18 protein-coding genes are annotated in these 25,216 nt (G+C 28.9%); 10 read left to right on the forward strand and 8 right to left on the reverse strand.

Going from position 1 to position 25,216, the window contains the following annotated elements; translation table 11 throughout:
- Positions 1-43: 43 nt before the first annotated feature.
- From mfd to L0U72_RS08590, 3 genes are all read right to left on the reverse strand, one after another.
- Positions 44-3,376, reverse strand: a complete 3,333-nt coding sequence (gene mfd, locus L0U72_RS08580) for a transcription-repair coupling factor (RefSeq protein ID WP_233898893.1) — start codon at positions 3,374-3,376, stop codon at positions 44-46.
- A gap of 88 nt (positions 3,377-3,464) precedes the next feature.
- Positions 3,465-7,118: an SbcC/MukB-like Walker B domain-containing protein gene (locus L0U72_RS08585; RefSeq protein ID WP_233898894.1), complete on the reverse strand. Its 3,654-nt coding sequence runs from the start codon at positions 7,116-7,118 to the stop codon at positions 3,465-3,467.
- Between the two features lie 22 nt (positions 7,119-7,140).
- A complete protein-coding gene (locus tag L0U72_RS08590; RefSeq protein ID WP_233898895.1) occupies positions 7,141-8,343 on the reverse strand; it encodes an exonuclease SbcCD subunit D C-terminal domain-containing protein in 1,203 nt (400 codons plus the stop codon).
- A gap of 187 nt (positions 8,344-8,530) precedes the next feature.
- On the opposite strand from L0U72_RS08590, the gene L0U72_RS08595 reads away from it, so the two are divergent.
- Positions 8,531-8,965, forward strand: coding sequence for a TerB family tellurite resistance protein (locus L0U72_RS08595; protein ID WP_233883230.1), 435 nt, complete (start codon positions 8,531-8,533; stop codon positions 8,963-8,965).
- Positions 8,966-9,019: 54 nt separating this feature from the next.
- Positions 9,020-9,631, forward strand: coding sequence for an outer membrane beta-barrel protein (locus tag L0U72_RS08600; protein WP_233898896.1), 612 nt, complete (start codon positions 9,020-9,022; stop codon positions 9,629-9,631).
- Between the two features lie 82 nt (positions 9,632-9,713).
- Here L0U72_RS08600 and gltX read toward each other — a convergent pair whose 3' ends face one another.
- On the reverse strand, positions 9,714-11,231 hold the full coding sequence (gltX, locus tag L0U72_RS08605) for a glutamate--tRNA ligase (protein WP_233898897.1): 1,518 nt from the start codon (positions 11,229-11,231) through the stop codon (positions 9,714-9,716).
- A 132-nt stretch (positions 11,232-11,363) separates the two neighbouring features.
- Between gltX and L0U72_RS08610 the strand changes: the two genes are divergently transcribed.
- The 4 genes from L0U72_RS08610 (at position 11,364) to L0U72_RS08625 (ending at position 18,047) form a co-directional block, all read left to right on the forward strand.
- Positions 11,364-14,720 (forward strand): DUF4175 family protein, encoded by a 3,357-nt coding sequence (locus L0U72_RS08610; protein WP_233898898.1) that lies wholly within the window; start codon positions 11,364-11,366, stop codon positions 14,718-14,720.
- A gap of 36 nt (positions 14,721-14,756) precedes the next feature.
- Complete coding sequence (ybeY, locus tag L0U72_RS08615; RefSeq protein ID WP_233898899.1) at positions 14,757-15,173, forward strand: rRNA maturation RNase YbeY; 417 nt, start codon at positions 14,757-14,759, stop codon at positions 15,171-15,173.
- A gap of 29 nt (positions 15,174-15,202) precedes the next feature.
- Entirely contained in the window at positions 15,203-17,080 is a 1,878-nt protein-coding gene (mnmG, locus tag L0U72_RS08620; RefSeq protein ID WP_233898900.1) for a tRNA uridine-5-carboxymethylaminomethyl(34) synthesis enzyme MnmG, read from the forward strand.
- A gap of 109 nt (positions 17,081-17,189) precedes the next feature.
- Positions 17,190-18,047, forward strand: coding sequence for a class I SAM-dependent methyltransferase (locus L0U72_RS08625; protein ID WP_233898901.1), 858 nt, complete (start codon positions 17,190-17,192; stop codon positions 18,045-18,047).
- A 169-nt stretch (positions 18,048-18,216) separates the two neighbouring features.
- On the opposite strand, the gene L0U72_RS08630 is transcribed toward L0U72_RS08625, so the two are convergent.
- Entirely contained in the window at positions 18,217-18,615 is a 399-nt protein-coding gene (locus L0U72_RS08630; RefSeq protein ID WP_233898902.1) for a DoxX family protein, read from the reverse strand.
- 150 nt (positions 18,616-18,765) lie between these two features.
- Between L0U72_RS08630 and L0U72_RS08635 the strand changes: the two genes are divergently transcribed.
- Both L0U72_RS08635 and L0U72_RS08640 read left to right on the forward strand, forming a co-directional pair.
- The gene (locus L0U72_RS08635; RefSeq protein ID WP_233898903.1) at positions 18,766-19,704 is read left to right on the forward strand and encodes an SPFH domain-containing protein; all 939 of its coding nucleotides are present in this window, start codon (positions 18,766-18,768) and stop codon (positions 19,702-19,704) included.
- An 18-nt stretch (positions 19,705-19,722) separates the two neighbouring features.
- A complete protein-coding gene (locus L0U72_RS08640; RefSeq protein ID WP_233861637.1) occupies positions 19,723-20,040 on the forward strand; it encodes a heavy metal-binding domain-containing protein in 318 nt (105 codons plus the stop codon).
- A 67-nt stretch (positions 20,041-20,107) separates the two neighbouring features.
- Here the strand turns inward: L0U72_RS08640 and L0U72_RS08645 are convergent, their stop codons facing one another.
- From L0U72_RS08645 to rnr, 3 genes are all read right to left on the reverse strand, one after another.
- The gene (locus L0U72_RS08645; protein ID WP_101918517.1) at positions 20,108-20,335 is read right to left on the reverse strand and encodes a Sec-independent protein translocase subunit TatA/TatB; all 228 of its coding nucleotides are present in this window, start codon (positions 20,333-20,335) and stop codon (positions 20,108-20,110) included.
- 85 nt (positions 20,336-20,420) lie between these two features.
- Positions 20,421-21,185, reverse strand: coding sequence for a head GIN domain-containing protein (locus tag L0U72_RS08650; protein ID WP_233898904.1), 765 nt, complete (start codon positions 21,183-21,185; stop codon positions 20,421-20,423).
- A gap of 118 nt (positions 21,186-21,303) precedes the next feature.
- Entirely contained in the window at positions 21,304-23,520 is a 2,217-nt protein-coding gene (gene rnr, locus L0U72_RS08655) for a ribonuclease R (RefSeq protein WP_233898905.1), read from the reverse strand.
- Between the two features lie 642 nt (positions 23,521-24,162).
- Here rnr and L0U72_RS08660 point away from each other — a divergent pair.
- Together L0U72_RS08660 and L0U72_RS08665 are read left to right on the forward strand one after the other, a co-directional pair.
- Entirely contained in the window at positions 24,163-24,597 is a 435-nt protein-coding gene (locus L0U72_RS08660; RefSeq protein WP_233883206.1) for an RpiB/LacA/LacB family sugar-phosphate isomerase, read from the forward strand.
- A gap of 37 nt (positions 24,598-24,634) precedes the next feature.
- The gene (locus L0U72_RS08665) at positions 24,635-25,075 is read left to right on the forward strand and encodes a GNAT family N-acetyltransferase (RefSeq protein ID WP_233897594.1); all 441 of its coding nucleotides are present in this window, start codon (positions 24,635-24,637) and stop codon (positions 25,073-25,075) included.
- Positions 25,076-25,216: the final 141 nt, after the last annotated feature.

Here is a 25,216-nt window from a genome sequence, read left to right on the forward strand (position 1 = left end):
TTCAACCCCTTGCCTTACATTGATTTAATTTCACTTGACTTTTTTATATTTCTCGCAATAAATTCAAGGCTGTTTTTACCGAGTCGATTCGAATAAAAGTAACTAATAATCGTAAACCATTTTTAGTTTCTTTCTGTTTCATTACACAGCTTTTTGGATTTTCTTGCACATATTGTAACATCTTTGTAAAGCCATCAGTTTCGTAAAATTTACTTTGTTGATCTGCTATAAAATATCCTAATAATCGTTTTTGCTTTAATATGATTTTTTCAATACCTAATTCTTTCGCAAGCCATTTTATGCGAACACTATCTAATAAATCTTGTACTTCTGGTGGATATTCTCCAAACCTATCAACAATTTGTTTTTCAAATGTTAATAACTCTTCTTCTTTTGTTAAATTTCCTAACTCATTGTACAAGCTTAATCTTTCGGTTACCGAATTGATATAATTATCAGGAAAAAGAATTTCAAAATCAGTATCAATTTGCACCTCTTTTACATATTCTTTCGGCGTATTTTCATCGGTAGGATATAATTCTTTAAACTCATTTTCTTTCAATTCTTCAATAGCTTCTTGTAATATTTTCTGATACGTTTCAAAGCCAATATCATTGATAAATCCACTTTGTTCACCTCCTAATAAATCTCCAGCTCCACGAATTTCTAAATCTTTCATGGCGATATTTAAACCACTTCCTAATTCTGAAAATAATTCTAAAGCTTCGATACGTTTACGTGCATCTTCAGTCATCATATGATATGCTGGCGTAATAAAATAACAGAATGCTTTTTTATTAGAACGACCTACACGACCTCGCATTTGATGCAAATCTGACAATCCGAAGTTATTTGCATTGTTGATAAAAATAGTATTCGCATTTGGCACGTCCAATCCACTTTCAATAATAGTCGTTGACACCAATACATCAAATTCACCATTCATAAAAGCAAGCATTAATTCTTCTAGCTTCTTCCCTTCCATTTGCCCATGACCGATACAAATTTTAGCATTCGGAACTAAACGTTGTAATAATCCTGCTACTTCCTTAATATTTTCGATTCTATTATGGATAAAAAATATTTGTCCTCCACGAGAAATTTCATAAGAAATAGCATCTCTAATGGTTTCTTCGCTAAAGCGGATGACATTGGTTTCAATAGGATGACGATTTGGTGGTGCTGTTTTTATGACTGATAAATCTCTTGCCGCCATCAAACTAAATTGTAGGGTTCTTGGTATTGGCGTAGCGGTTAATGTTAGCGTATCTACATTTTCTTTGATAGTTTTTAGCTTGTCTTTTACGGCAACTCCAAACTTTTGCTCTTCATCAATAACTAACAATCCTAAATCTTTAAATTGTAATTTTTTGTTAGTTAATTGATGCGTTCCGATTACAATATCTACACTTCCATTTGCAACACCTTCTAAAACAGCATTTCGTTGTTTTACCGTTCTGAAACGATTTAAATAATCAACGGTAACAGGAAAATCTTTTAAACGCTCCGAAAAAGTTTTAAAATGTTGAAACGCTAAAATAGTTGTAGGTACTAAAATTGCTACTTGTTTTCCGTTATCGACGGCTTTAAAAGCCGCACGAATAGCGACTTCTGTTTTTCCAAAACCAACATCACCACACACCAATCTATCCATGGGTTGCGGTTTTTCCATGTCAGTTTTTACATCTTGCGTTGAAGTAAATTGATCTGGTGTATCTTCATAAATAAAACTAGCTTCTAGCTCGTGTTGCATGTGCGTATCAGGAGCAAAAGCGTAGCCTTTTTGTAATTTTCTTTTGGCGTATAATTGAATTAAATTAAACGCAATATGTTTAACTCGAGCCTTCGTTTTTTGTTTTACTTTTTTCCAAGCACCCGAACCTAATTTATATATTTTAGGTGGTTTACCGTCTTTTCCGTTAAACTTTGAAATTTTATGTAACGAGTGAATACTCACATATAAAATATCTCTATCCCCATAAATTAACTTAATTGCTTCTTGTTTTTTTCCTTCTACATCAATTTTTTGAAGCCCTCCAAATTTTCCAATTCCATGATCGATATGTGTTACATAATCGCCAATTTCTAATCTGGTAAGTTCTTGTAAAGTGATGGATTGCTTTTTTTCATAGCCATTTTTTAAGCGAAATTTATAATAACGTTCAAATATTTGATGGTCAGTATAACAAACAATTTTATTTTGAATATCTACAAATCCCTGATACAAAGGAAAAACAATGGTTTCATAGGATACTTCGGCTTCATTATCATCAAAAATATCATGAAAACGCTGAGCTTGTTTATCATTAGAACAAAAAATATAATTAGTAAATCCTTTTGCTGAAAACTCGTTAAAATTCTGAATTAACAACTCGAATTTTTTATTAAAAGAAGGCTGTGCGTGTGTATCAAAAGTAATATTTGTTACATTTTTGATAACAGATTTACTCATATTTACAGTAGTAAATCGTTGTAATTCTTGTTGAATTAAAGCAGCATCACAAAATAACTCAGATGGTTTTGAATGTTTTATTTCTGTCGATAATTCATCAAATGAAAGTTCAGACTTTTTAAAAAATGTATCTAAATTAGAAATAATAGTTTCCCTATTTTTTACAAAAATTGCTGTTTTAGCTGAAATATATTTTAAAAAACTTTCTCTATTTTCTTGTAGCCCTTTGTTTTCAACATTAGGCATGATACTTACTTTCTGTTGTTTTTCTTTTGATAACTGTGTTTCCACATCAAAAGTTCGGATGCTTTCTACTTCATCACCAAAAAACTCCATTCGATAAGGTTCATCATTCGAAAATGAAAAAACATCAATAATTCCTCCACGAACTGAAAAATCACCAGGTTCAGTAACAAAATCGACCCGATGAAACTGATATTCAAACAATACTTCGTTTACAAAATCTGGAGATAAATTTTCGCCAACTGTAATTTTCAAAGTGTTTTTATCAAGTTCTTTTTTGGTGACTACTTTTTCAAATAAAGCTGTCGGATACGTTACAATAATTGCAGGTTTTCTTCTCGAATTAATCCGATTTAAAACCTCTGAACGCAATAAAACATTCGCGTTATCGGTTTCTTCAATCTGATACGGTCGGCGATACGAACCTGGATAAAACAACACATTTTTATCGCCTAATAATTGCTCTAAATCGTTTAAATAATAGGCGGCTTCTTCCTTATCATTAAAAATTAATAAATAGGGTTTTTCGACTTTTTTAAAAGTTTCAGAAATAACAAAAGACAACGAAGAACCAACCAAATTCGATATTTGAAAGTGGTTTTGTTCTTGTTGAAGCTCTTTAACAATCTGTTTGATAGTATCAGATTGTTGGTAATGGTTTACAATTACTTGTTTGCTCAACGTATAAAAATTTTACACAAATATACGAGGTTTATTTTTTTGTGTATTATTACAAACAAACCTATATTTTAAAGCATTTTATTAATCTTTATACAACATCCAAAACACTAACCCCGTTACTTTTTTTGGTTATTTGTATTTGCGTCGGAATACGTTCTTTCAGGTTTTCAACGTGTGATATAATTCCAATCATTTTTCCTTGTGCTTGTAAAGTTTCTAAGGTTGATATTACCGTTTCAAGCGTGTTGCTGTCTAAAGTTCCGAAACCTTCATCAATAAAAAGCGAATCAATTTTTACATTTTTACTCGCTAAATCTGATAATCCTAATGCCAACGCAAGACTAATAATAAACTTTTCGCCACCGCTCGAAGTGTCTACTAATCGAGCTTGATCGGTTTGATAATGGTCAATTAAATTAAAATTAAGCTCTTCTTTTGGCTTGTATAAATCCTCCATTTTTAACGAATAACGCTTGTTCAATTTGCGCAAATGCCTATTGGCGAGGTCTAATAAATGCTTTAAAGTTAAACGTTGCACATACACATTAAACGCATCTTTTGAGTTCCCGATAATTTTAAATAACTCTTTCCAAACGTTACAAATTTTAGTTTGCGCATCTATTTTTTGATACACTTCTTTATTTCTATCTTCTATTTCTTTGTCTTTTCTAAAAGCCTCTGATATTTTACCTTTTTCAGTTAAATTATCTTTATTTTCTTGTTCAAAATTAGCTAATTTTAGTTTGCTATCTTCCTCTGAAATTTCAAAATTTCTAGCAGTATTTAAAACTTCTTTTGCTTTTATATTTTCTTCTTTTAGCGTTTTTAATTCAACTTGTTTTTTGTTTATTTGCTCTTTATTCTCGCTAAATTTTAAAATATTTTCTTTCGATAACAACGCCTTTTCAATAGCTTCTTTCGATTCAAAATCACTATTTTTAAGTTGCTTATTAAATTCAACATTTAAGTTTTCTATTTCTTCGGATAAACCTTTTAAATCTTGATTATTTTTAACTTTTAACGCTTCTTTTACCGATTTTTCTTCTAATATTTTTTGAACATTTTTTTTACTTTCTTCCAATTTTTTTGAAGCTTCTTTACATCTTAATTGTAAATTTTCACGCTTTTTTTCCACAGTAATTTCAGATGGTAAAATACTATTTCGTTGTTCTTTTAAAAGCTTCGTATTATTTTCAGATTCTGATTTTTTTTGAAGAAACTCATTTTGTGTTTTTGTATAATTTTCTACTTGTTTTTTAGTATTTTCTAAATCAAGATTATTTACTTTTTCTTCGGATTTTAAAGCCTCTAAATTTTGTTGAATTTTTGAATATTCAGCAACAGATTTTTCAATAGTTTCGATAAACAAATCCGCCTGATTTATAGCTGGTAATTCATACTTAAATTCAGTCAACTTCGTTTTTAAAGTGTTTTCTAACTTGCTATAAGTAATCGTTAATTCATCCGTTATTTTTTCTTTGGATGTTATTTCAGCAGTGGCATTTTTATTTTTCTCGGTAAGTGTTGCAACGCTTGTTTTAAGTGTATTTACTTCGTTTTTCTTAAATTCAATTTTTTTAGATAAACTGTCTTTCTCAATTTGTAATTCTTGTGCTATTTTTAGGTTTTTATCAAGTACTTTTAGTTCTTCCGATATTGAATTTAACGCTATATTAATTTCAGTAATATTTGTTAAATCACAATCAATATTTAAAGTTTTTTCTTTTAATTTCAATTTTTTTACATCCTCTAAAATCGAATTTAGTTGAGTTTGTAAAGCTTCAATATTGGTATTTAATTGTGTTTCTTTTATCTTTAAAGCTACTTTTGATTTTTCTAAATTTCTTAAACTATTTTTTCTTTCGACAACTATTTTTTCAGATTCTGAAATTCCAATAACTTCCAAATTTTCTGCAAACGGATGTTCTTCTGAACCACATAAACCACAAGGTTCCCCTTTTTTTAATTTTTGACGATCAGCCTGATAATTAGCGATACTTTTTTCTAAATTCAGAATTTTTTCAGCATCTTTAACTGCTATTTCTTGTTTTGAAATAGCTGTTTCAAACTTTTCAATTTCTAATTTACAATTGATTAACTCCGTTGATAAATTTTCTTTTTGAGTTATTTTTTCAGTTTGTTCTTTCTCATTTTTTGCAATTTCTTCGGATAATTTTTTAAATTCTTTCCAATTATTTTCTGATGTAGCAAGTTGTTTTTGTTTTGCAAATAAATCAGTACTATTATTTTTTGATAAGGTGGTGTTTACAGCTAAAATTTCTTTCTCAAGCTTTTCAATTTCGATATTTTCTTTAGCTAAAAAATCAGTTTTTTCTTTTAAAAAAATCGTTGTTTTTTGTATTCCTTCATTTTTATCAGCAATAAAAACAGCATTTTCTTTTAAAATATTTTTATGTGATTTTAACGTAATTAAATCCGAATTCCAACTAGAAATATGATTTTTAACTTCTAATAAAAAGTTGTTTTCAGTTAGATTTTTTTCATCAATTTTAATATTTCCTTTTAATTTATCTAAATTTATTTTTAGCTTATTTTCTTTAGTTTCAAACTTTGTAATTTCTATTTTTAACTCATTTAATTTTTCAGATGATTGAAAAGTAATATCAATTTCATTTTTTAATTGCGCATCTAACTTTGTAATTTTATCAAATTTCGGCAACCAAATTTTAAATTCTTTATCTGTATTTTCTAAAGCTGTTGTTTCGTTTTTAACTTGATTTTTGAAGCTTTCAATTTGAGGATTCAACGCTTTTAATTCAACTTCTAAAACTTTTTCTTGACCTGTTTTATCAAGAATATTTTTCTCATTTCTTTTAAAATCCTGAATAAATTCTATAAAAGGAGCTGCTTTTTCATGTAAAGATAATAAGCTTAATTCTTGTTTATAATTATCAATAAAGAGAGAAATTCTTTCAGTTTCTTGTTTTAAATTATCATCTTTATCAAGTAATTTTTGATAATTTATATACCAATTAATAACAGCTGTAATTTTTGTTATTTCTGCTTCATTTTTAGCAATATCGGTTGTTAAAATTGCTGATTTTTCTAATAATGCTTCTTTTTCTTCTTTCGATAAAATATCATCAGCATTAATTTTTGCTTTAATTGTTGCTAATTTTTTTTCTTCGGATGATTTTCTATTTAAAATTTCTTCGCCAATTTTTTTATAGATTTGTTCGCCTGTAATTTGCTCTAATAATTTTCCTTTATCAGGTCCTTTTGCTGATAAAAAAGATGCAAATTCACCTTGCGCCAATAATACAGAGCGTAAAAATTGGTCGTAATTTAATTGGGTTACTTTTTGAACCTCTTCAATATATTTTCTTTTTTGAGTGGCGATTATTTTATCCGTAGATAAATTTTTTAAGCTCACCTCTTCTTTTGGATTTGTATATTTTTTACCTGCTTTGTTTGCAAGTTGGATTCCCCAATATCCTTCATAAATAAAATTATTATTTTCGAAAGTAATACGGGTAAAAGCATTATTTGCACCATGACTTACTACATCAATTAAAGATCCTTTTGTATCCTTAAAACGAGGGACTTTTTGATATAAAGCGATTGTAATGGCATCTAAAATAGTGGTTTTTCCTGCACCTGTAACACCTGTTATGGCATATAAACCAACGTCTTTAAAGTTTTCATTTTCAAAATCAATAACAATTGGTGTTTCTGATTTTAACGAATTTATATTTTGTAATGCTATTTTTAAAATTTTCATAACGAATAAAGAATATTAATTTTTATTGATTTTTAACTGCTTGTAAAACTTCATTAAAAGCATCCCAAACTTGCTGATTTTGGTCTAAATCAAAATCCATTTCTTCGCATTTTAATTTAAAAACTTCGGTAGGAACTAATTCTTTTATGGAGGTTGCATCTGCTAATAATTCTTCAATTCCTTTTATTTTTCGTTGATTTTTTAAGGTAATTTTTAATATTTCAAAATCGTATGATTCGGAAGCTATTTTTAATTCATCGGTTTGTATCGTATTATCTTCATCTAAAACAATTTCTACCCAAGGTTTTAATTGATACGAATTGGAAATGATACTCGGAAATTTAGCGATACAATCATCCATACTTCCTTTTAATTTGTAAAATTCTCTAAAATTAGGAACGATAACATCTTCAATATTGGTAATTTTATTTGCTGATATTTCTAAAACAATGATTTTTTTATCATAAGTAAGTTCACTGAAACTTAAAATATTTGGAGAACCTGAATATCTTATTTTATCATTTTCGCCAACTATTTGCGGTCTGTGTAAATGTCCTAAAGCAACATAATCAAAATAAATCGGAAAATCTTGAGCGCCGATATGCCCCAGCGTTCCTACATAAATATTTTGTTCGCTATCAGAAACCGAACCGCCCGTAGCAAATAAATGTCCCATAGCAATAACGGGCGCATTACTGGTATTTATTTTTTCAGATTCAATAGCGATTTCTTGATAATGATTGATTAAAGCTTTTTTATATTTATCGGTTAAATCATCAAAAGATTCGCCTGCAACGGCACGCCTAATATCGCCATCACGCAAATACGGAACAGCGCCAATAAGTACTTTTTCATCATTTATATTTATTTCAAAAACTTCATCAGCAATATTTTCGGTAGCTTTTCCCACTACTTTTATTGATAAGGCATTTAATAATTCTTTGGGAGCGTTTAAAGTTCCTGGCGAATCATGATTTCCGCCTGTAATAATAATTTGGCTACAAGTGGTTGATTTTAACTTTATCAAAAAATTATAATACATCGCTAAACTTTGATTAGACGGCGAACCATTATCAAAAACATCACCTGAAATTAAAAGCAAATCTATTTTTTCATTGCTGATATAATTTTCTATCCACGCTAAAAACAAGGTTTGCTCTTCTAATTGCGAATGTTCATGCAAGCGATGTCCTAAATGCCAATCGGCAGTATGAAGTATTTTCATCTTTTATCTTTAAAAATACACTTTTACTAAAATAAATCAGCAAAAAATTATTTATTAAAATATATTTATCAACTTTTATTAGCTTTTGTAAAGGTTTTTTCATAACTTTTTTTTAATCTTTGCCAAGTAGCAAGAACTAGCTATTTAAGTAGTTATCATAATTTAAAAATTTATTAAAACAAAAAAAATGTCAATATCAGATTTATATTCTAGCGGAAAACACAAACAAGAAATTGGACACTTTGCAAGTGTTGTAAAAATGGCAACTACTGATGGTGCTATTACAGAAAAAGAACAACAATTCTTAGAAAGAATTGCTGAAAAATTAAACATTGATGCTACTGAATATACAGCAATTTTAAAGAATCCTGAGAAATTTCCTGTAAATCCACCGGTGAGTTATGAAGAACGTATTGAACGTTTATTTCGTTTAACAAGAATGTTATATGCTGATGAACATATCGATAAAAAAGAAGTTTCCTTACTACAAAAAGTAGCTGTTGCCTTACATTTCCCAAATGATAATGTAGAAAAAGTGTGTGATGAAGCAATTTTCTTAGTGATGAATAACAATGATTTAGAAGATTTTACCTTAGCAATAAAAAAAGTGAATGCTATTTAATAATTTTATGTTAAATTGCCGTTAATCAACTTATTGTTAAAAAATCTGCTATTGATGAAAAATAAATTTTTACTGTTTACCTTACTTTGTTTCACAATGATTTCGATGCGTGTATGTTCACAAAATTTACATAATTCTTGGCAAATAACCCTTGGTATGGGCGTTACAAAGTTCAGCAATAGTGATGCCGATTTTATAGGTGATAACAACATGTTTCAATTACCTGCGATGAGTTTAACCATACCAATTGGCAAGCGTTTATCGGTAGATGGAGCTCTTTCAATCAATAGTATTGATGATGTTGGTTTTATGAGTAATACGGCACGTTATTTTTCACTAGATGGTTCTTTACGATATCATTTTGATGCGGTTTTTAAAAAATTTAGTCCATATGTATTTACGGGATTAAGTGCCGTAGATTCTGATCGAAAAATAAGTCCGACAATAAATATTGGTGCGGGAGGAATTTATTGGGTTAGTGATAAAATAGGAATCAATCCTCAATTATTTTATAAATATTCGTTAGAAACTTCTGAAAGTATGCGTTCTCATATTCAAGGAACGCTCGGTGTTGTTTTTAGATTGAGTTGGATGTATGATAGTAATAATAGAAGCCGTCGTGCCTCAAAATCAAGACCTTCTTGTAATTACAATCAATTTAAATAATTTATTAAAACATCTTTATAAAACATAAAAACGCCACTTTATTACAAAGTGGCGTTTTCTATCTATTTATTTTGATGTTTTTTTAAGACAATTTTTCAATCGCATTTTTAATTCTTGCAATCGTATTTTCTTTACCAATTAAAGTCATAATATCAAATAAATCTGGTCCTGCTAATTTTCCTACTAAGCTTAAACGAAGTGGTTGCATTACTTTACCAAAACCAATTTCTTTGGATGTTATCCATCCTTTAATTTGGGTTTGAGCGTTTTCTATTGTAAAATCTTCAATAGTAGAAATTACCGTAATTAATTCTTGCATTAATTCGCTAGTAGTTTCTTTCCATTGTTTTTTAGCTGCTTTTTCATCGTATGCTGATGGATTTTCAAAGAAAAAGTTTGATAATTCCCAAAAATCAGCAACAAACGTAGCACGTTCTTTTATTAATGAAACAATTTTTTGAGTGAAATTTTCATCCGCAGTAATTCCTTTTTCTTCAAGAATAGGCAAATATAAAGCGGTTAATTCTTCGTTTGATTTTGTCTGTAAATATTGCTGATTAAACCAGTTTGTTTTGTCTGGGCTAAATTTAGCTCCCGATTTACTAACTCTGCTTAAATCAAAAGCTTCAATTAATTCTTCTAAAGAAAAAATTTCTTGCTCCGTTCCAGGATTCCATCCTAATAAAGCTAACATATTTATAAAAGCATCGTTAAAATAACCATCTTCTTTATACCCTCTAGAAACATCACCAGTTTGCTCGTTGGTGTATTCTAGTGGAAATACAGGAAAACCTAATTTATCACCATCACGCTTACTTAATTTACCTTTTCCTACGGGTTTTAAAATCAATGGTAAATGTGCAAATTTTGGAGCTTTCCAATCAAAAGCACGATATAATAAAATATGTAATGCCATTGATGGTAACCATTCTTCACCACGAATAACATGTGAAATTTCCATTAAATGGTCATCAACAATATTTGCTAAATGATAGGTTGGCATTCCGTCCGATTTAAACAAAACTTTATCATCTAAAACATTGGTATCAATTTTAATTTTTCCACGGATTTCATCTTCTAAAATCAAGGTTTCATCTTGTGGCGTTTTAAAACGAATTACATATTTATCTCCAGCCTTTAATTTAGCTTCAACTTCTTCTGATGAAAGTGCTAATGAACTGTTTAATTTTTGACGATTATGCCAATTATAAGTAAACGTTTTTCCGTTTTCTTCATGGTTTTTACGATGAGCATCTAACTCTTCAGCAGTATCAAAAGCATAATATGCCCATCCTTTTTCTAATAAAATAGTAGCATATTTTTGATATAATTCTTTACGTTCTGACTGACGATAAGGTCCGAATTTTTCATTATTTCCTGGTCCTTCATCAAAAGGAATATTACACCATTTTAAGGCATCAACTATATATTGTTCGGCATTTTTAACATAACGAGTTTGGTCGGTATCTTCGATACGTAACACAAAAGTTCCGTTGTATTTTTTAGCGAATAAATAGTTGAATAAAGCAGTTCTTACACCACCAATATGTAAAGGTCCTGTTGGGCTAGGAGCAAAGCGTACTCTTACGTTATCAGTCATTTTTTGTTGATTTGAAGGCACAAATATAGTTGATAATCTAATTTTACTGTAAAATATTATATCTTTAATTAAAAATCACGTGTTATTATTATCTGTAAACACGTTTAAAAAATAGTACTTTTATAAACTGATATGGAGAATTTTAGCAAAATAGAACAAAAACTACAGCAATTTAGTAGAAAATACTATACTAGCGAATTAATAAAAGGAAGCATTTTATTTATTTCCTTAGGATTAATATATTTATTTTTTACCTTATTTATAGAGTATTTTTTATGGCTTAAACCCAGTGCTAGAACCCTATTATTTTGGCTGTTTATTTTGGTTGAATTATTTTTATTTGTCCGATTTATCTGTTTTCCTATTTTTAAAATTATCGGTTTACAACAAGGAATTTCTTTTGAAGAAGCATCAAAAATAATAGGAAATCATTTTCCTGAAGTACAAGATAAACTTTTAAACCTGCTTCAATTAAATCAAAATAATACTAAATCTGATTTATTAATAGCTAGTATCAATCAAAAATCAGAAGAAATACAACCTGTTTCTTTTAACAAAGCAATCGATTTTAAAAGTAATATTCGCTATCTAAAATATGCGTTAATTCCGTTAATTATTTGGGGATTATTTTTTTTAACAGGTACTTCTAAACAATTATCTGAAAGTTTTAATCGAGTGGTAAATCATTCGGTTGCTTATAAAGCGCCTGCCGATTTTTACTTTAATATTACGGCAAAAAATTTGACTGTTATTAAAGGAAAAGATATTACTGTCTATATACAAACAACAGGAAAAGCTGTTCCTGAACAAGCAAAAATTCATTTTAATGAACAACAATATTTCTTCAAAAATGAAGGAAATGGTTTATTTTCTTACACTTTTGTACAAGTACAAAAGCCTGTTGATTTTTATGCAAGTGCAAATGGTATTACTTCGGATATCTTTAAAATAGCGGTAATAAATACGCCTTCGATTCAAAATATTTCATTGCATTTAACCTATCCGAACTATATCAAAAAGAAAAATGAAATCATTAAAAATACAGGAAATATAATTGTTCCACAAGGAACAATTGTAAAATGGGATGTTAAAACTTCTGAAACGGATAGCGTTCATTTACTTTCAAATAACAATCGATTTGCTTTTTTAAAGGATAATAAAAATAAATTTCAATTAAAAAAACAGATAAAAAAAGCAATCAATTATAAAATTACAACGACCAATAAAAACTTAAAAGATTACGAAAAATTACAATTTTCGATTGGAGTTACTAAAGATGAACATCCGACAATTAATGTAAAATCTAATATTGATAGTATATCACGTGGAAATGCACAGTTTGTAGGTCAAATTTCTGATGATTATGGTTTCAAAAAATTAGAATTGGTTTATTATGATAAAAATAATAGTCAACAAAATAAGCAATTCAAAAAAATTAAACTGACTAAAAACACCTTACAAAATTTCTTTTTTGAATTTCCTGATAGCTTGAATTTACAAAAAGGTATCGATTACGAACTCTATTTTCAAGTGTTTGATAATGATGTTATCAACGGTAGTAAAAAAACTAAAAGTCAGAAATTTTCTTATCGACAAAAAACAAAAAATCAAATTGATACCGAACTTTTACAAGAACAACGTAATCATATTCAACATTTAGAAAATTCATTGAACAAGCAAGAACAACAGAAAAAATCATTAGAAAAAATTCAGTTTGAGCTTCAAAACAAGAAAAATGTAAGTTGGAATGATCAGAAAAAAATTAAAAATTTAATTAAGCGTCAAAATCAATATAAAAAAATGATGCAACGGCAAACGGATAATTTAAAGCAAAATTTCTCGGAGAAAAAAGAGAAAAATGAAGCCTTGCAACAAAAGAAAATCGACTTAAAAAAACGTATTGAAGAGCTTAAAAAATTAGACAAACAACAAAAATTATTAGACGAACTTAAAAAGTTAGCCGAAAAGTTAAATAGAGAAGATTTACTCAAAAAAACCAAAGAATTAGCCGAACAAAACAAACAGCAAGAAAAAAGTTTAGAGCGTATTTTAGAAATGACCAAGCGTTTTTATATGGAACAAAAAATGCAAAAGCTTGCTGATAATTTAAAGGATTTATCTAAAAAACAAAAAGATTTAAGTGAAAAAGAATCGCCTAAAGAAGCTGATAAAAAAGCTTCCGAAGAAAAAATAAAAGAAGAACAACAAAAAATAAATAAGGATTTTCAGAAAGTTAAAAAAGAATTAAACGATCTTAAAAAAGATAATAAAAGTTTAAAAGCTCCGATGAAAATTCCTGCTATGGAAGATTTAGCAAAAAAAACGCAAGAAGAATTAAACAAAGCTGAAGAAAATTTAGAAAAGAAAAACAAACCTGAATTGAAAAAAAATCAGAAAAAAGCTTCCGAAAAAATGGATGAAATGGGGCAGAAAATGAAAAAATCGATGGAGCAAATGAGTGCAGAATCTGATGAAGAAAACATGGAAGGTTTGCGTCAGGTTTTAGAAAATTTAATTACTTTTTCTTTTGATCAAGAAGATTTAATGAATGTTTTTTCAACAAGTAATTCTTCGCATCCGAACTTCGGAAAAAATTTGCAAAAGCAATTTCAACTTAAAAGTTATTTTGAACATATTGATGATAGTTTATTTGTTTTATCGATGAAAAACCCTAAAATATCTTCAAAAATTCAAGATCAACTTTCTTTAGCTCATTATAATTTAGATGAATCATTAGAAAATTTTGCCGATAATAAATTTCAAAATGGAATTACAAATCAGCGATATATAATGACTGCCGCAAATGCCTTAGCCGATATGTTAAGTAGCACGCTTGATGCCATGAAAAACCCAAAACCTGGTAGCGGAAAAGGAAAGGGAAAAGGGAAATCTTTTAGCCTTCCTGACATCATTAAAAAGCAAGGTGAATTAATGAAAAAGATGCAAGATGGAATGAAAAAGAAAAAAGGTGGAAAACCTAAAGATGGCAAAGGAGGTAAAAAGAAAGGAAATAAACCTGGTGAGAAAAAAGGAAGCAAAGAAGGTGAAGGCGAAGGACAAGGCGAAAAATTAAATGGAGAATTGTATCAAATTTATAAAGAACAATCGCAATTAAGGCAACAATTAGAAGAAGCTTTAAAACAAGGTAATAACGGAAATGGAAATGCTAAAAAAGCCATAAAAAAAATGGAACAATTAGAAAACGACATTTTAGAAAAAGGTTTTACCCAACAAAATATTAACAGAATGCAACAATTAAACTATCAATTGTTGAAATTAGATAAAGCCACTTTTGAACAAAATAAAGATAAACAACGAAAATCTGATGCTAATTTAAAAGAGTTTAATAGTAAATCTGCTAAAGAATTAAAGTTTAAGAAGTTGTTTTATAACCAAACAGAAATATTAAATAGACAATCATTACCTTTGCAACCTGATTATAAAAAGAAGGTTCAAGAGTATTTTAGCCTTCCTAAAAGCAACAAATAATACTTAAAAATATTATTTTTAAACAACTAAAATAGCATGATTGCATTTAATTACGAAACCGATTTTCAACTAAAAAACGAAGAAAAAACGGCACAATGGATTTTAAATTGTATCGAAAAAGAAGGTTTCGAATTAGGAGAAATAAACTATGTTTTTTGTGATGATACCTATTTACATAAAATGAATGTGGAGTTTTTACAACATGATACCTTAACAGATATTATTAGTTTCGATTATACCTTAGGAAAATTAGTTGGTGGAGATATTTTTATTTCGATTGAAAGAGTAAAAGAAAATGCAAAAGAGTTTGATGTATTATTTGAAAACGAATTGCACCGAGTTATTATTCATGGCGTATTACACTACATGAAATACAAAGATAAAACGGATGAAGAAAAACAAATAATGCGTACTAAAGAAAACGATTCTTTAAAACTTTTAAATTTAAACTAAAACCGTTCCGCATGGAACAGCATTAAAAAATGAGTTTATTTAATACAACATACGATGTAATTGTAGTAGGTGGTGGACATGCTGGTAGTGAAGCTGCCGCAGCAAGTGCAAACATGGGAGCGCACACATTACTAATAACAATGAACCTTCAAAATATTGCTCAAATGAGCTGTAACCCTGCAATGGGTGGTATTGCGAAAGGACAAATAGTAAGAGAAATTGATGCCTTAGGTGGTTACAGTGGAATTGTAACCGATAAAACGGCTATTCAATTTAAGATGCTTAATAAATCGAAAGGACCTGCAATGTGGAGTCCTAGAGCGCAATCTGACAGAATGCAATTTGCAGAATGTTGGAGAAATATGCTTGAAAAAACCGATAATTTAGATTTTTATCAAGATGCCGTTAACGGATTAATTTTTGATGAAAATAAAATTGTTGGCGTAAAAACAGCCTTAGGTTTAGAAATAAAAGCAAAAACAGTAATTATTACTGCGGGTACTTTTTTAAATGGATTAATCCATATTGGTGAAAAAACATTTGGCGGTGGTAGAGCTGGTGAAGGTGCTTCAACAGGAATTACTGAAGATTTAGTTGAAAAAGGTTTTGAATCTGGAAGGATGAAAACAGGAACTCCACCAAGAGTTGATAGTCGTTCTTTAGATTTTTCTAAAATGACAGAACAACCTGGTGATGAAAATCCTGAGAAATTTTCTTACTTACCAATTACTGAAAAATTAACCACACAGCGTTCTTGTTATTTAACATATACAAATCAAAAAGTACACGATATTTTACGTGAAGGTTTTGATCGTTCGCCAATGTTTAATGGTCGAATTAAATCGACAGGACCAAGATATTGCCCATCGGTAGAAGATAAAATTGATCGTTTTGCTGATAAAGAACGTCATCAGGTTTTTGTTGAACCTGAAGGATGGAACACCGTAGAAATTTATGTAAACGGATTTTCTACATCATTACCTGAAGATATTCAAGACAAAGCAATTCGACATATTGCAGGTTTTGAAAATGTAAAATTCTTACGTTTTGGATATGCTATTGAATATGATTTCTTTCAGCCAACACAATTAAAACATAATTTAGAAACTAAGTTAATCGAAAATTTATTTTTCGCAGGGCAGATTAACGGAACTACTGGTTACGAAGAAGCAGCTGCACAAGGTTTAATGGCTGGTGTAAATGCAGCTTTAAAAACTCAGAATAAAGAACCTTTTATCTTAAAAAGAAGTGAAGCTTATATTGGTGTTTTAATTGATGATTTAATTACCAAAGGAACAGAAGAACCTTACAGAATGTTTACTTCTCGTGCCGAATATAGAACGTTATTACGACAAGATAATGCTGATTTACGTTTAACAGAAATAGCTTATAACCTTGGTTTAGCATCTAAAGAAAGATTAGACAGAGTAACAAATAAGAGAATTAAAACAGCCGCTCTTGTTAAATTTGTAGAAAATTTAAGCGTTAAACAAGAAGAGATAAATCCTATTTTAGAAAGTAAAGGACTTAGTTTAATTAATCAATCGGTAAAATTATTTAAAATTGCTACAAGGCCACAATTATCATTTAATGATTTTAGAGTTATTGAAAAACTAGAAAATTATTTACAAGAAAATGATATGGATCAAGAAATTATTGAGCAAGTAGAAATTCACTTGAAATATTCTGGTTATATTGAAAAGGAAAAAAATAATGCCGACAAATTAAACCGATTAGAAAACGTTAAAATTCCTGCTAAATTCGATTTTAATAAAGTTCATTCATTATCGCATGAAGCTAGAGAGAAATTAAATAAAATTCAGCCAACTTCAATATCACAAGCTAGTAGAATAAGTGGTGTATCACCAAGTGATATTTCTGTTTTATTAGTTTATATGGGACGATAATAAAATTTATTTTAATACAAAAAACGTTCCGTATGGAGCGTTTTTTTTTACGTATTATTGCAGTAAAAGACAACAATACATTGCTTAGAACATCATAAAAAATAAAAAATTGGAAACAACAAAAGAGCTTTACAAAAATCTTACACCATTATTAAATTGTATCGATTATACGGTTTCTGATGAAAGTTACGAAGTAATGTATAACAAGAAATATGATATGCTTGTTACTTCGCCTGTTCCTGTAAATTTAGAAAATTACTATGTAAGTGAAGCGTATATTTCGCATACTGATAGTAAAAAAACGCTGTTTGATAAAGTATATCAATTAGTAAAAAATCATACTTTAAAACAAAAATTAAAATTGATAAATTCTTTTAAATCCGAAGAAAAAACAATTTTAGATATTGGTGCTGGTACTGGTGATTTTTTAAAAGTTTGCAAAGAAAATAATTGGAAAGTATCAGGGGTTGAACCTTCGGAAAAAGCTAGAAGTTTTGCTTCAAAAAAAAATATTGAGCTTCAAGAAGATATTTCTAACTATAAAGGAAAACAATTTGATGTTATTTCGCTGTGGCATGTTTTAGAGCATATTCCTAATTTAATTGAATATACAAATCAATTAAAAAAATTATTAAAACCAAATGGTGTTTTAATTATTGCCGTGCCAAATTATAAAAGTTACGATGCTAAAAAATATAAAGAATTTTGGGCTGCTTATGATGTGCCAAGACATTTATGGCATTTCTCGCAAACAGCGATAAAAAAAATATTTGCAACCACTAATATGAAAGTTGTAAAAATACTTCCAATGAAATTTGATGCTTTTTATGTTTCTTTATTATCAGAAAAATATAAAAATAATACATCAAAACCAATTAGTGCTTTTTTCACAGGATTAACATCAAATATCAAAGCAAAAAAAAATGGAGAGTATTCTTCTTTAATTTATTTGATAAAAAACAATTAAAATCATTTTAAATTAGTTTTTAAATACTCAAATAAATAAAACGTATACTTCATATAAAAAAAACAAAACACCTCTTAAATAACTATTTTAAGAGGTGTTTTTTATCAATAAAAATTATTGCTATTTATTTTATCATCAAAAAAAACAATGATATTTTAAATAAGCAAGCTTAATTACTTAGCAAATGCATTCCCAAAATTGTGATGATAAAATAAACGCCTAACGACATCGCTCCAGCATAATCTTTTGCTAATCGTTGTCCTATTAAAAGAAAAATTAAACAAAGTGCCGAAATTTGAACTCCTAATAATGCTAAATTACCATTTCCCATAGTTATCAAATTAAAAATTCCGATAAACATAAAAGCTCCCGCAATTAATTCCATCACTAAAATTATCATTAATAAAAGTGGTACTGAATTTTTTAATGGCGAATCTTTAAAATGTGATTTGATAAAAGAAACATTACCACTCCAATCGGAAACTTTATCGATACCCGATTGTAAAAAAGTGACAATTAGAAAAAGTAAAATTAAAATGACCGTACCGTATTCTTGAATAATTTCCATATAATTGATTTTAGCAAAGATACCGTTAGTTACTTTTAAAAATAATGAATTATAAAAGAAAAAATATCCCTTTTAAAAAAAAGTGTGTTGTAGTTAACTACTTGTTTCAGTATCTTTATAAAAAAGTTACTAACTAAAAAACTTAACACTATGCCTATTTTTTTGTATCCAATTTTATTTTTTGGAGTCATTATTTTATTAAAATCTTTTTTTACCGTCAAACAACAAACTGCCGCTATTGTAGAACGTTTTGGTAAATTTCATAGCATTCGTCAATCTGGTTTGCATTTAAAAATTCCGTTAGTCGATAAAATTTCAGGAAAACTGAGTTTAAAAATTCAGCAATTAGATGTAATTATTGAAACAAAAACCTTAGATAATGTTTTTGTAAAACTAAAAGTATCGGTTCAATATAAGGTTATAAAAGAAAAAGTCTATGATTCTTTTTATAAGTTAGATTATCCTCACGATCAAATTACTTCGTATGTATTTGATGTCGTTCGTGCCGAAGTTCCTAAAATGATTTTAGATGATGTTTTCTTGAAAAAAGATGATATTGCCATTGCTGTAAAATCAGAATTAAATGAAGCGATGATGACTTATGGATACGATATTATTAAAACATTAGTTACCGATATTGATCCTGATGCGCAAGTAAAAGAAGCTATGAACCGTATTAATGCTGCTGATAGAGAAAAAACAGCTGCTCAATATGAAGGTGATGCACAACGTATTTTAATTGTTGAAAGAGCCAAAGCAGAAGCAGAAAGTAAACGTTTACAAGGAAAAGGTATTGCCGATCAGCGTAGAGAAATTGCACGTGGTTTAGAAGAATCAGTAGAGGTTTTAAATAGAGCAGGAATTAACTCACAAGAAGCATCTGCATTAATTGTAATTACACAACATTATGATACCTTACAATCTATTGGTGCTGATACCAATAGTAACCTAATTTTACTTCCAAACAATCCGAATGCAGCAAGTTCTATGTTAAATGATATGGTCGCTAGTTTTGCAGCAACCAATCAAATAGGCGAAAGCATGAAGGAAAACAAAAAACAACTAGAAGAAAAAAATAAATCAAAATAAATTAAGTAAAAATATAGTATGATTATAAGCACAACCCCTACTATCGAAAATAAACCCGCAACCGCCTATTTAGGAATTGTAACTGGTGAAACAATTATTGGCGCTAATTTCATCAAAGATTTTTTTGCAGGAATTAGAGATATTGTTGGTGGACGCTCTGGTTCTTATGAAAAAGTATTGCGAGAGGCTAAAGATACTTCTTTAAAAGAGATGCAAGAACGTGCTGAAGCATTAGGTGCAGATGCTATTGTTGGTGTCGATTTAGATTATGAAACCATAGGTCCTAAAGGTGGAATGATTATGGTAACATCTTCAGGAACGGCCATTAAATTTTAATGGTAAAAATTAAACAAAAAAACCGAAACGATACTCGTTTCGGTTTTTTTATATGTATTAAAAATACTTATTTTTTATCTTCAGAAGTTGCTTTAATTTCTTCTTTTTTTTCACCTTTCTCATCCTCTTGCTCTTCTTCAGCTTTGGTAGCATCTTTAAATTCTTTGATACCTGTACCCAAACCTTTCATTAATTCTGGAATTTTTTTACCTCCAAACATTAACAATGCTAATCCAACTATTAAGGCTATTTGCAATGGGCCTATCATTCCTAAAAATATACTAAGTGAAATCATTTTTATTAATTTTTATAATATAATCAATATCATTATTTTGGCTACGTACCGTTACTTATCGATATGATCAGACAAAGGTACTAAATTAAATTCTGTGTTCAATTACTCCGCCAATTACTTTTTTTTCTTTGACAATCTCTGGAGTTCCTTTATAAAAAATAGAACCTCCGAAAGAAACTTTCGCGTCTAAGGTTTCACCAGAATTTACTTCTACTTTAGCACCTGAACCTGCACGAACATAATTTAAATCAGTAACAGTTACCTTGTATCCGTGATACATTCCTCCTAAATTAGCATCTACAGTTTGATTTTTAGCCGTTCCAGAAAGCTTAATAACAGCTCCTGAAGATGTTTTAACCTTTAAATGTTTCACATTTACAACCATATTAATAAAAGCACCTTCTTGTGCTTTTATTTCAATTTGTGGCTGTTCTATCAATTTTGTTGTGATAATTGCGCCTTCATTGGCATCAATTATTTTTAATGCTGCTGCGTAATACAGTGTTATTTTAACAGTGCCATCAGCAGTAGTTTCAGGAAATTGCAACGATATTTTTAAGGTCTTATTTTTATTTTTGATGATTACTTTTTCTGATTTATCACCTGTAATAACCACTTTATTTTCGGCTGATTTAACTAAATAAACATCAATTCCATTAAATACTTTTACTTTAGAGAAATCCCCTAATGTTGTTGTAATTGTTGTTTGTGCCGATGCTAAAATAGGCATCAATAACAAACTTAAAAAGATTATTTTTTTAATCATACCTGTTGTTTTAGCTGTTCCTTTATCTGTTGTTTTGTCTATTGTTTTGTCTATTGTTTTAATACTTGATACATTTATATTCAATTATATGATGTTCAATAATTGTACCAATACTATAAAGACAAAATTTCCTTTTTATTGCATCGATTTATTTTTTATTGTTTTACTTCGTGTTATTCTCATTAATATTCTCATTAATATTTTAATGAGAAATTAAATTAAAATCTAAATGTTTACGTTCTAAGTCGGTATTTTTTACTTTTACAACAACGGTATCTCCTAATTGAATAATATTGTTTGATGACTGTCCTATAATGGCATATTGTTTTTCGTCAAAAATATAATAATCATCTTTGATATCTCTAATACGCACCATTCCTTCACATTTATTGGCGATAATTTCCACATAAATTCCCCATTCAGTAACTCCCGAAACAACACCTTCAAATTCTTCATCTTGATGATCTTTCATGTATTTTATCTGCATATACTTGATGCTAGAACGCTCTGCTTTTGCCGCTAATTCTTCCATCTGTGAAGTATGCTTACATTTTACTTCATAATCATCTGATTTAGGAGAAGTTCCGCCATCTAAATAATGTTGTAATAAACGGTGTGTCATTACATCAGGATACCTACGAATTGGCGATGTAAAATGCGAATAATAATCAAAAGCCAAACCATAATGCCCTATATTTTGGGTCGTATAAGCTGCTTTACTCATCGAACGAATTGTTAAGGTTTCCACCATATTCGCTTCTCCTTTTCCTTGTACATCGTTTAATAATTTATTTAATGATTGCGATGTTTTCTCTTTAGTTTCGGTATTAATTTTATAGCCAAATTTGTTGATAATATTCTGTAAAGAAGCTAATTTATCAATATTTGGTTCATCGTGTGTACGATATATAAACGTATTTTTTGTTTCTTTTCCTTTAGAAAAACCAATAAATTCGGCTACTTTTCTATTGGCTAATAACATAAATTCTTCAATTAATTTATTCGCATCTTTCGATTCTTTAAAGAAAACGCCAATAGGATTTGCTTTTTCATCTAAATCGAACTTTACTTCCACTCTATCAAAAGAAATAGCACCTGCTTTCATACGTTTTTTACGTAGTTTTTTGGCTAATTCATCTAGTTTTAAGGTCGCTTCAACGATTGCTGGAGTAACTAGATAACTTTGGTCTGTAATTGAAATATCTACGGGCATTTCGTAGGCTTCCATATTTTCTGATAAAGTACAGTTTTCTATAATTGCTTGTGCTTCTTCGTAGGCAAAACGTTGGTCGGAATAGGTTACCGTTCTACCAAACCACTGGTTTACGATTTGGGTTTTTTCATTCATTTCAAAAACCGCTGAAAATGTTAATTTTTCTTCATTTGGTCGTAAAGAACAAGCACCGTTACTTAATATTTCTGGCAACATCGGCACTACTCTATCCACTAAATAAACAGAGGTTGCTCTATCAAAAGCTTCGTCGTCTAAAATTGTTTTTGGCTGTACATAATGTGATACATCGGCAATATGAATTCCGATTTCATAATTACCATTTTCTAATTTTGTAAATGATAATGCATCATCAAAATCTTTGGCATCTTTTGGATCAATGGTAAAGGTTAAATCTTTACGCATATCTCTTCTTTTAGCAATTTCAGTTTCGGTAATTTCTAATGATAAATTTTCAGCTTCTTTTTCAACTTCTTCAGGAAATTCATACGGCAAGCCATATTCTAATAAAATAGAATGAATTTCAGTTTCATGTTCTCCTGGTTTTCCTAAAACTTGGGTAATTTTACCAAAAGGGTTTTTAGAATTTTCAGGCCAATCGGTCATCTCTACGACTACTTTATCGCCATCTTCGGCACCGTTTAATTTATTTTGAGCGATGAATAAATCGGCTTGCATTTTTTGACTATCAGGAATTACAAAACCAAAATTTTTATTCATTTGTAAAACCCCAACAAATGTTGTTTTTTTACGTTCCATTATTTCGACAACTTCGCCTTCTAATTTGCTAGCGCGTCGTTTTTTATAAACATATACTTTTACGGTATCTTGATGCAGTCCTTTTCCTAAATTTATAGATGGAATAAAAATATCATTTTCAAAATCATCGCATATAAAATACGCATTTCCGTTTGATGTTACATCTAATGTTCCCACATGATATTTGCGATCTTCATTTATTTGATATTTTCCGCGATCAAGTTCTTTTATTTTTTTAGTTTCATGCAATTCCACTAATTTTTTAAGCACTTGACTTTTTCCATCAGAATCTGTAATTCCTATTTTACTAGCAATTTGTTTATAATTATATGTTTTTGAAGTATCTTCTTTTAATATTTTAAAAATCTTTAAGGTTAAGTCTTTAATTACGTTTCCTTTTTTCTTGTATATTTTTTTCTTTCGGGTCATGAATCTTTCGTCTTATTTGTAATAAAGACCAAAGTACAAATAAATTTATGGTATTCATGATAAATAACTGTTATCAATTTTCAGGGTTAAAATAACATTGCTAAAACGTTATCAACAAATGTTATTAACATTTATTATATCATATAAAACTTTCTTTAAAATTTAAAAATAAAAATGGTTGTTATTATAGTATGTTAATAGTTACAATAAATAAAAGGCATAATACTTGCCTATATGACTTATTAAAAATTATTAACATTTTATTAGCTACTTAATAGCTTGATTATAAATGGATAATCATACTTATTAACAATACTTATTAACAGTTATTAACCCTAAATTCTTAATATCTATTTGAGCTTGTATTGTTAACAAAGGGTTAATTTTATGTTGATAAATGTTTATTATAAAATGATAAAAAAAGTTGTGTATGTTATACCTATTCTGCTTTGTAAAAATAAATGAAATAACCAAAAAAAGTTTTCAGAAGATACCATTAGTTACTAACATTTAGTCATTTTTTATAAATCCCTAATTATTAGTCTTTTATTAAAAAATCTGAAAAAAGCCTTGTTAATCTCTGTTGATAACCTTGAATAACTGTATTTTTGTGATAGACAACTAAATTAAAATCAACAAATTATGACAATTGCCATCGGAAATGACCATGCAGGTACTGAGTATAAATTTGAAATTATAAAACTTTTAGAACAACTAGGACATAAGGTACTTAATTTCGGAACAAATGATGCTAATAGTATGGATTATCCAGACGCTATTCATCCAACAGCGGAAGCGGTAGAAACGGAGCAAGCTGACATGGGAATTATTTTATGCGGAAGTGGTAATGGCGCACAAATGACGGCAAATAAACATCAAGGTGTACGTGCAGCTTTATGTTGGAATAATGAATTAGTCGCATTAACAAGACAACATAACAATGCTAATATTTTAACCATACCTGCACGTTTTGTTTCATTACAACAAGCTTTAGGTTTTGTAACTATTTTTTTAGCGACAGAATTTGAAGGAGGAAGACATGCCGATAGAGTTAATAAAATAGCTTGTGATTGCTAATCAAAATTTATAATAATTCTAAATTAGAATATTTTAAATGAATTTTTTAATCAAAAAATTTACAGAATTAACAACTTCAGAACTATATGAAATTCTTCAATTACGTTCTGAAGTTTTTGTTGTGGAGCAAAATTGTGTTTATCAAGATATTGATGGAAAAGATCAAAAAGCATTGCATATATTAGGAATAAAGCAAGGTAAAATTATAGCCTACACCCGTTTATTTAATAGTGGCGAATATTTTGAAACGCCAAGTATTGGTAGAGTTTTAGTAAAAGAAAATCAGCGTAAATTTGGATACGGTCATCATTTAATAAAAGCTTCTGTATACGCTATTTTTGATTATTATAATGAAAATAAAATTACAATTTCAGCTCAAAAATATTTAATAAAATTCTATGAATCCCACGGATTTAAAAAAATAGGAAAAGAATATTTAGAAGATGGAATACCACATGTTAAAATGAAAATAGTATAAAAAATATATTTATTTCCTGTTTAAATTTCATCTGAAAAAAATATAGTGGCAAAAAATGGCGGCAAGGGGTTAAAACCCCTTGTTAAAAGGAGCTAAAAAATGTGGCAAATCAGGATGAGAAACTGAAATAAAATCTTTTTG

The sequence above is a fragment of the Tenacibaculum piscium genome (genome assembly GCF_021390755.1).
GTDB classification, from domain to species: Bacteria; Bacteroidota; Bacteroidia; order Flavobacteriales; family Flavobacteriaceae; genus Polaribacter; species Polaribacter piscius.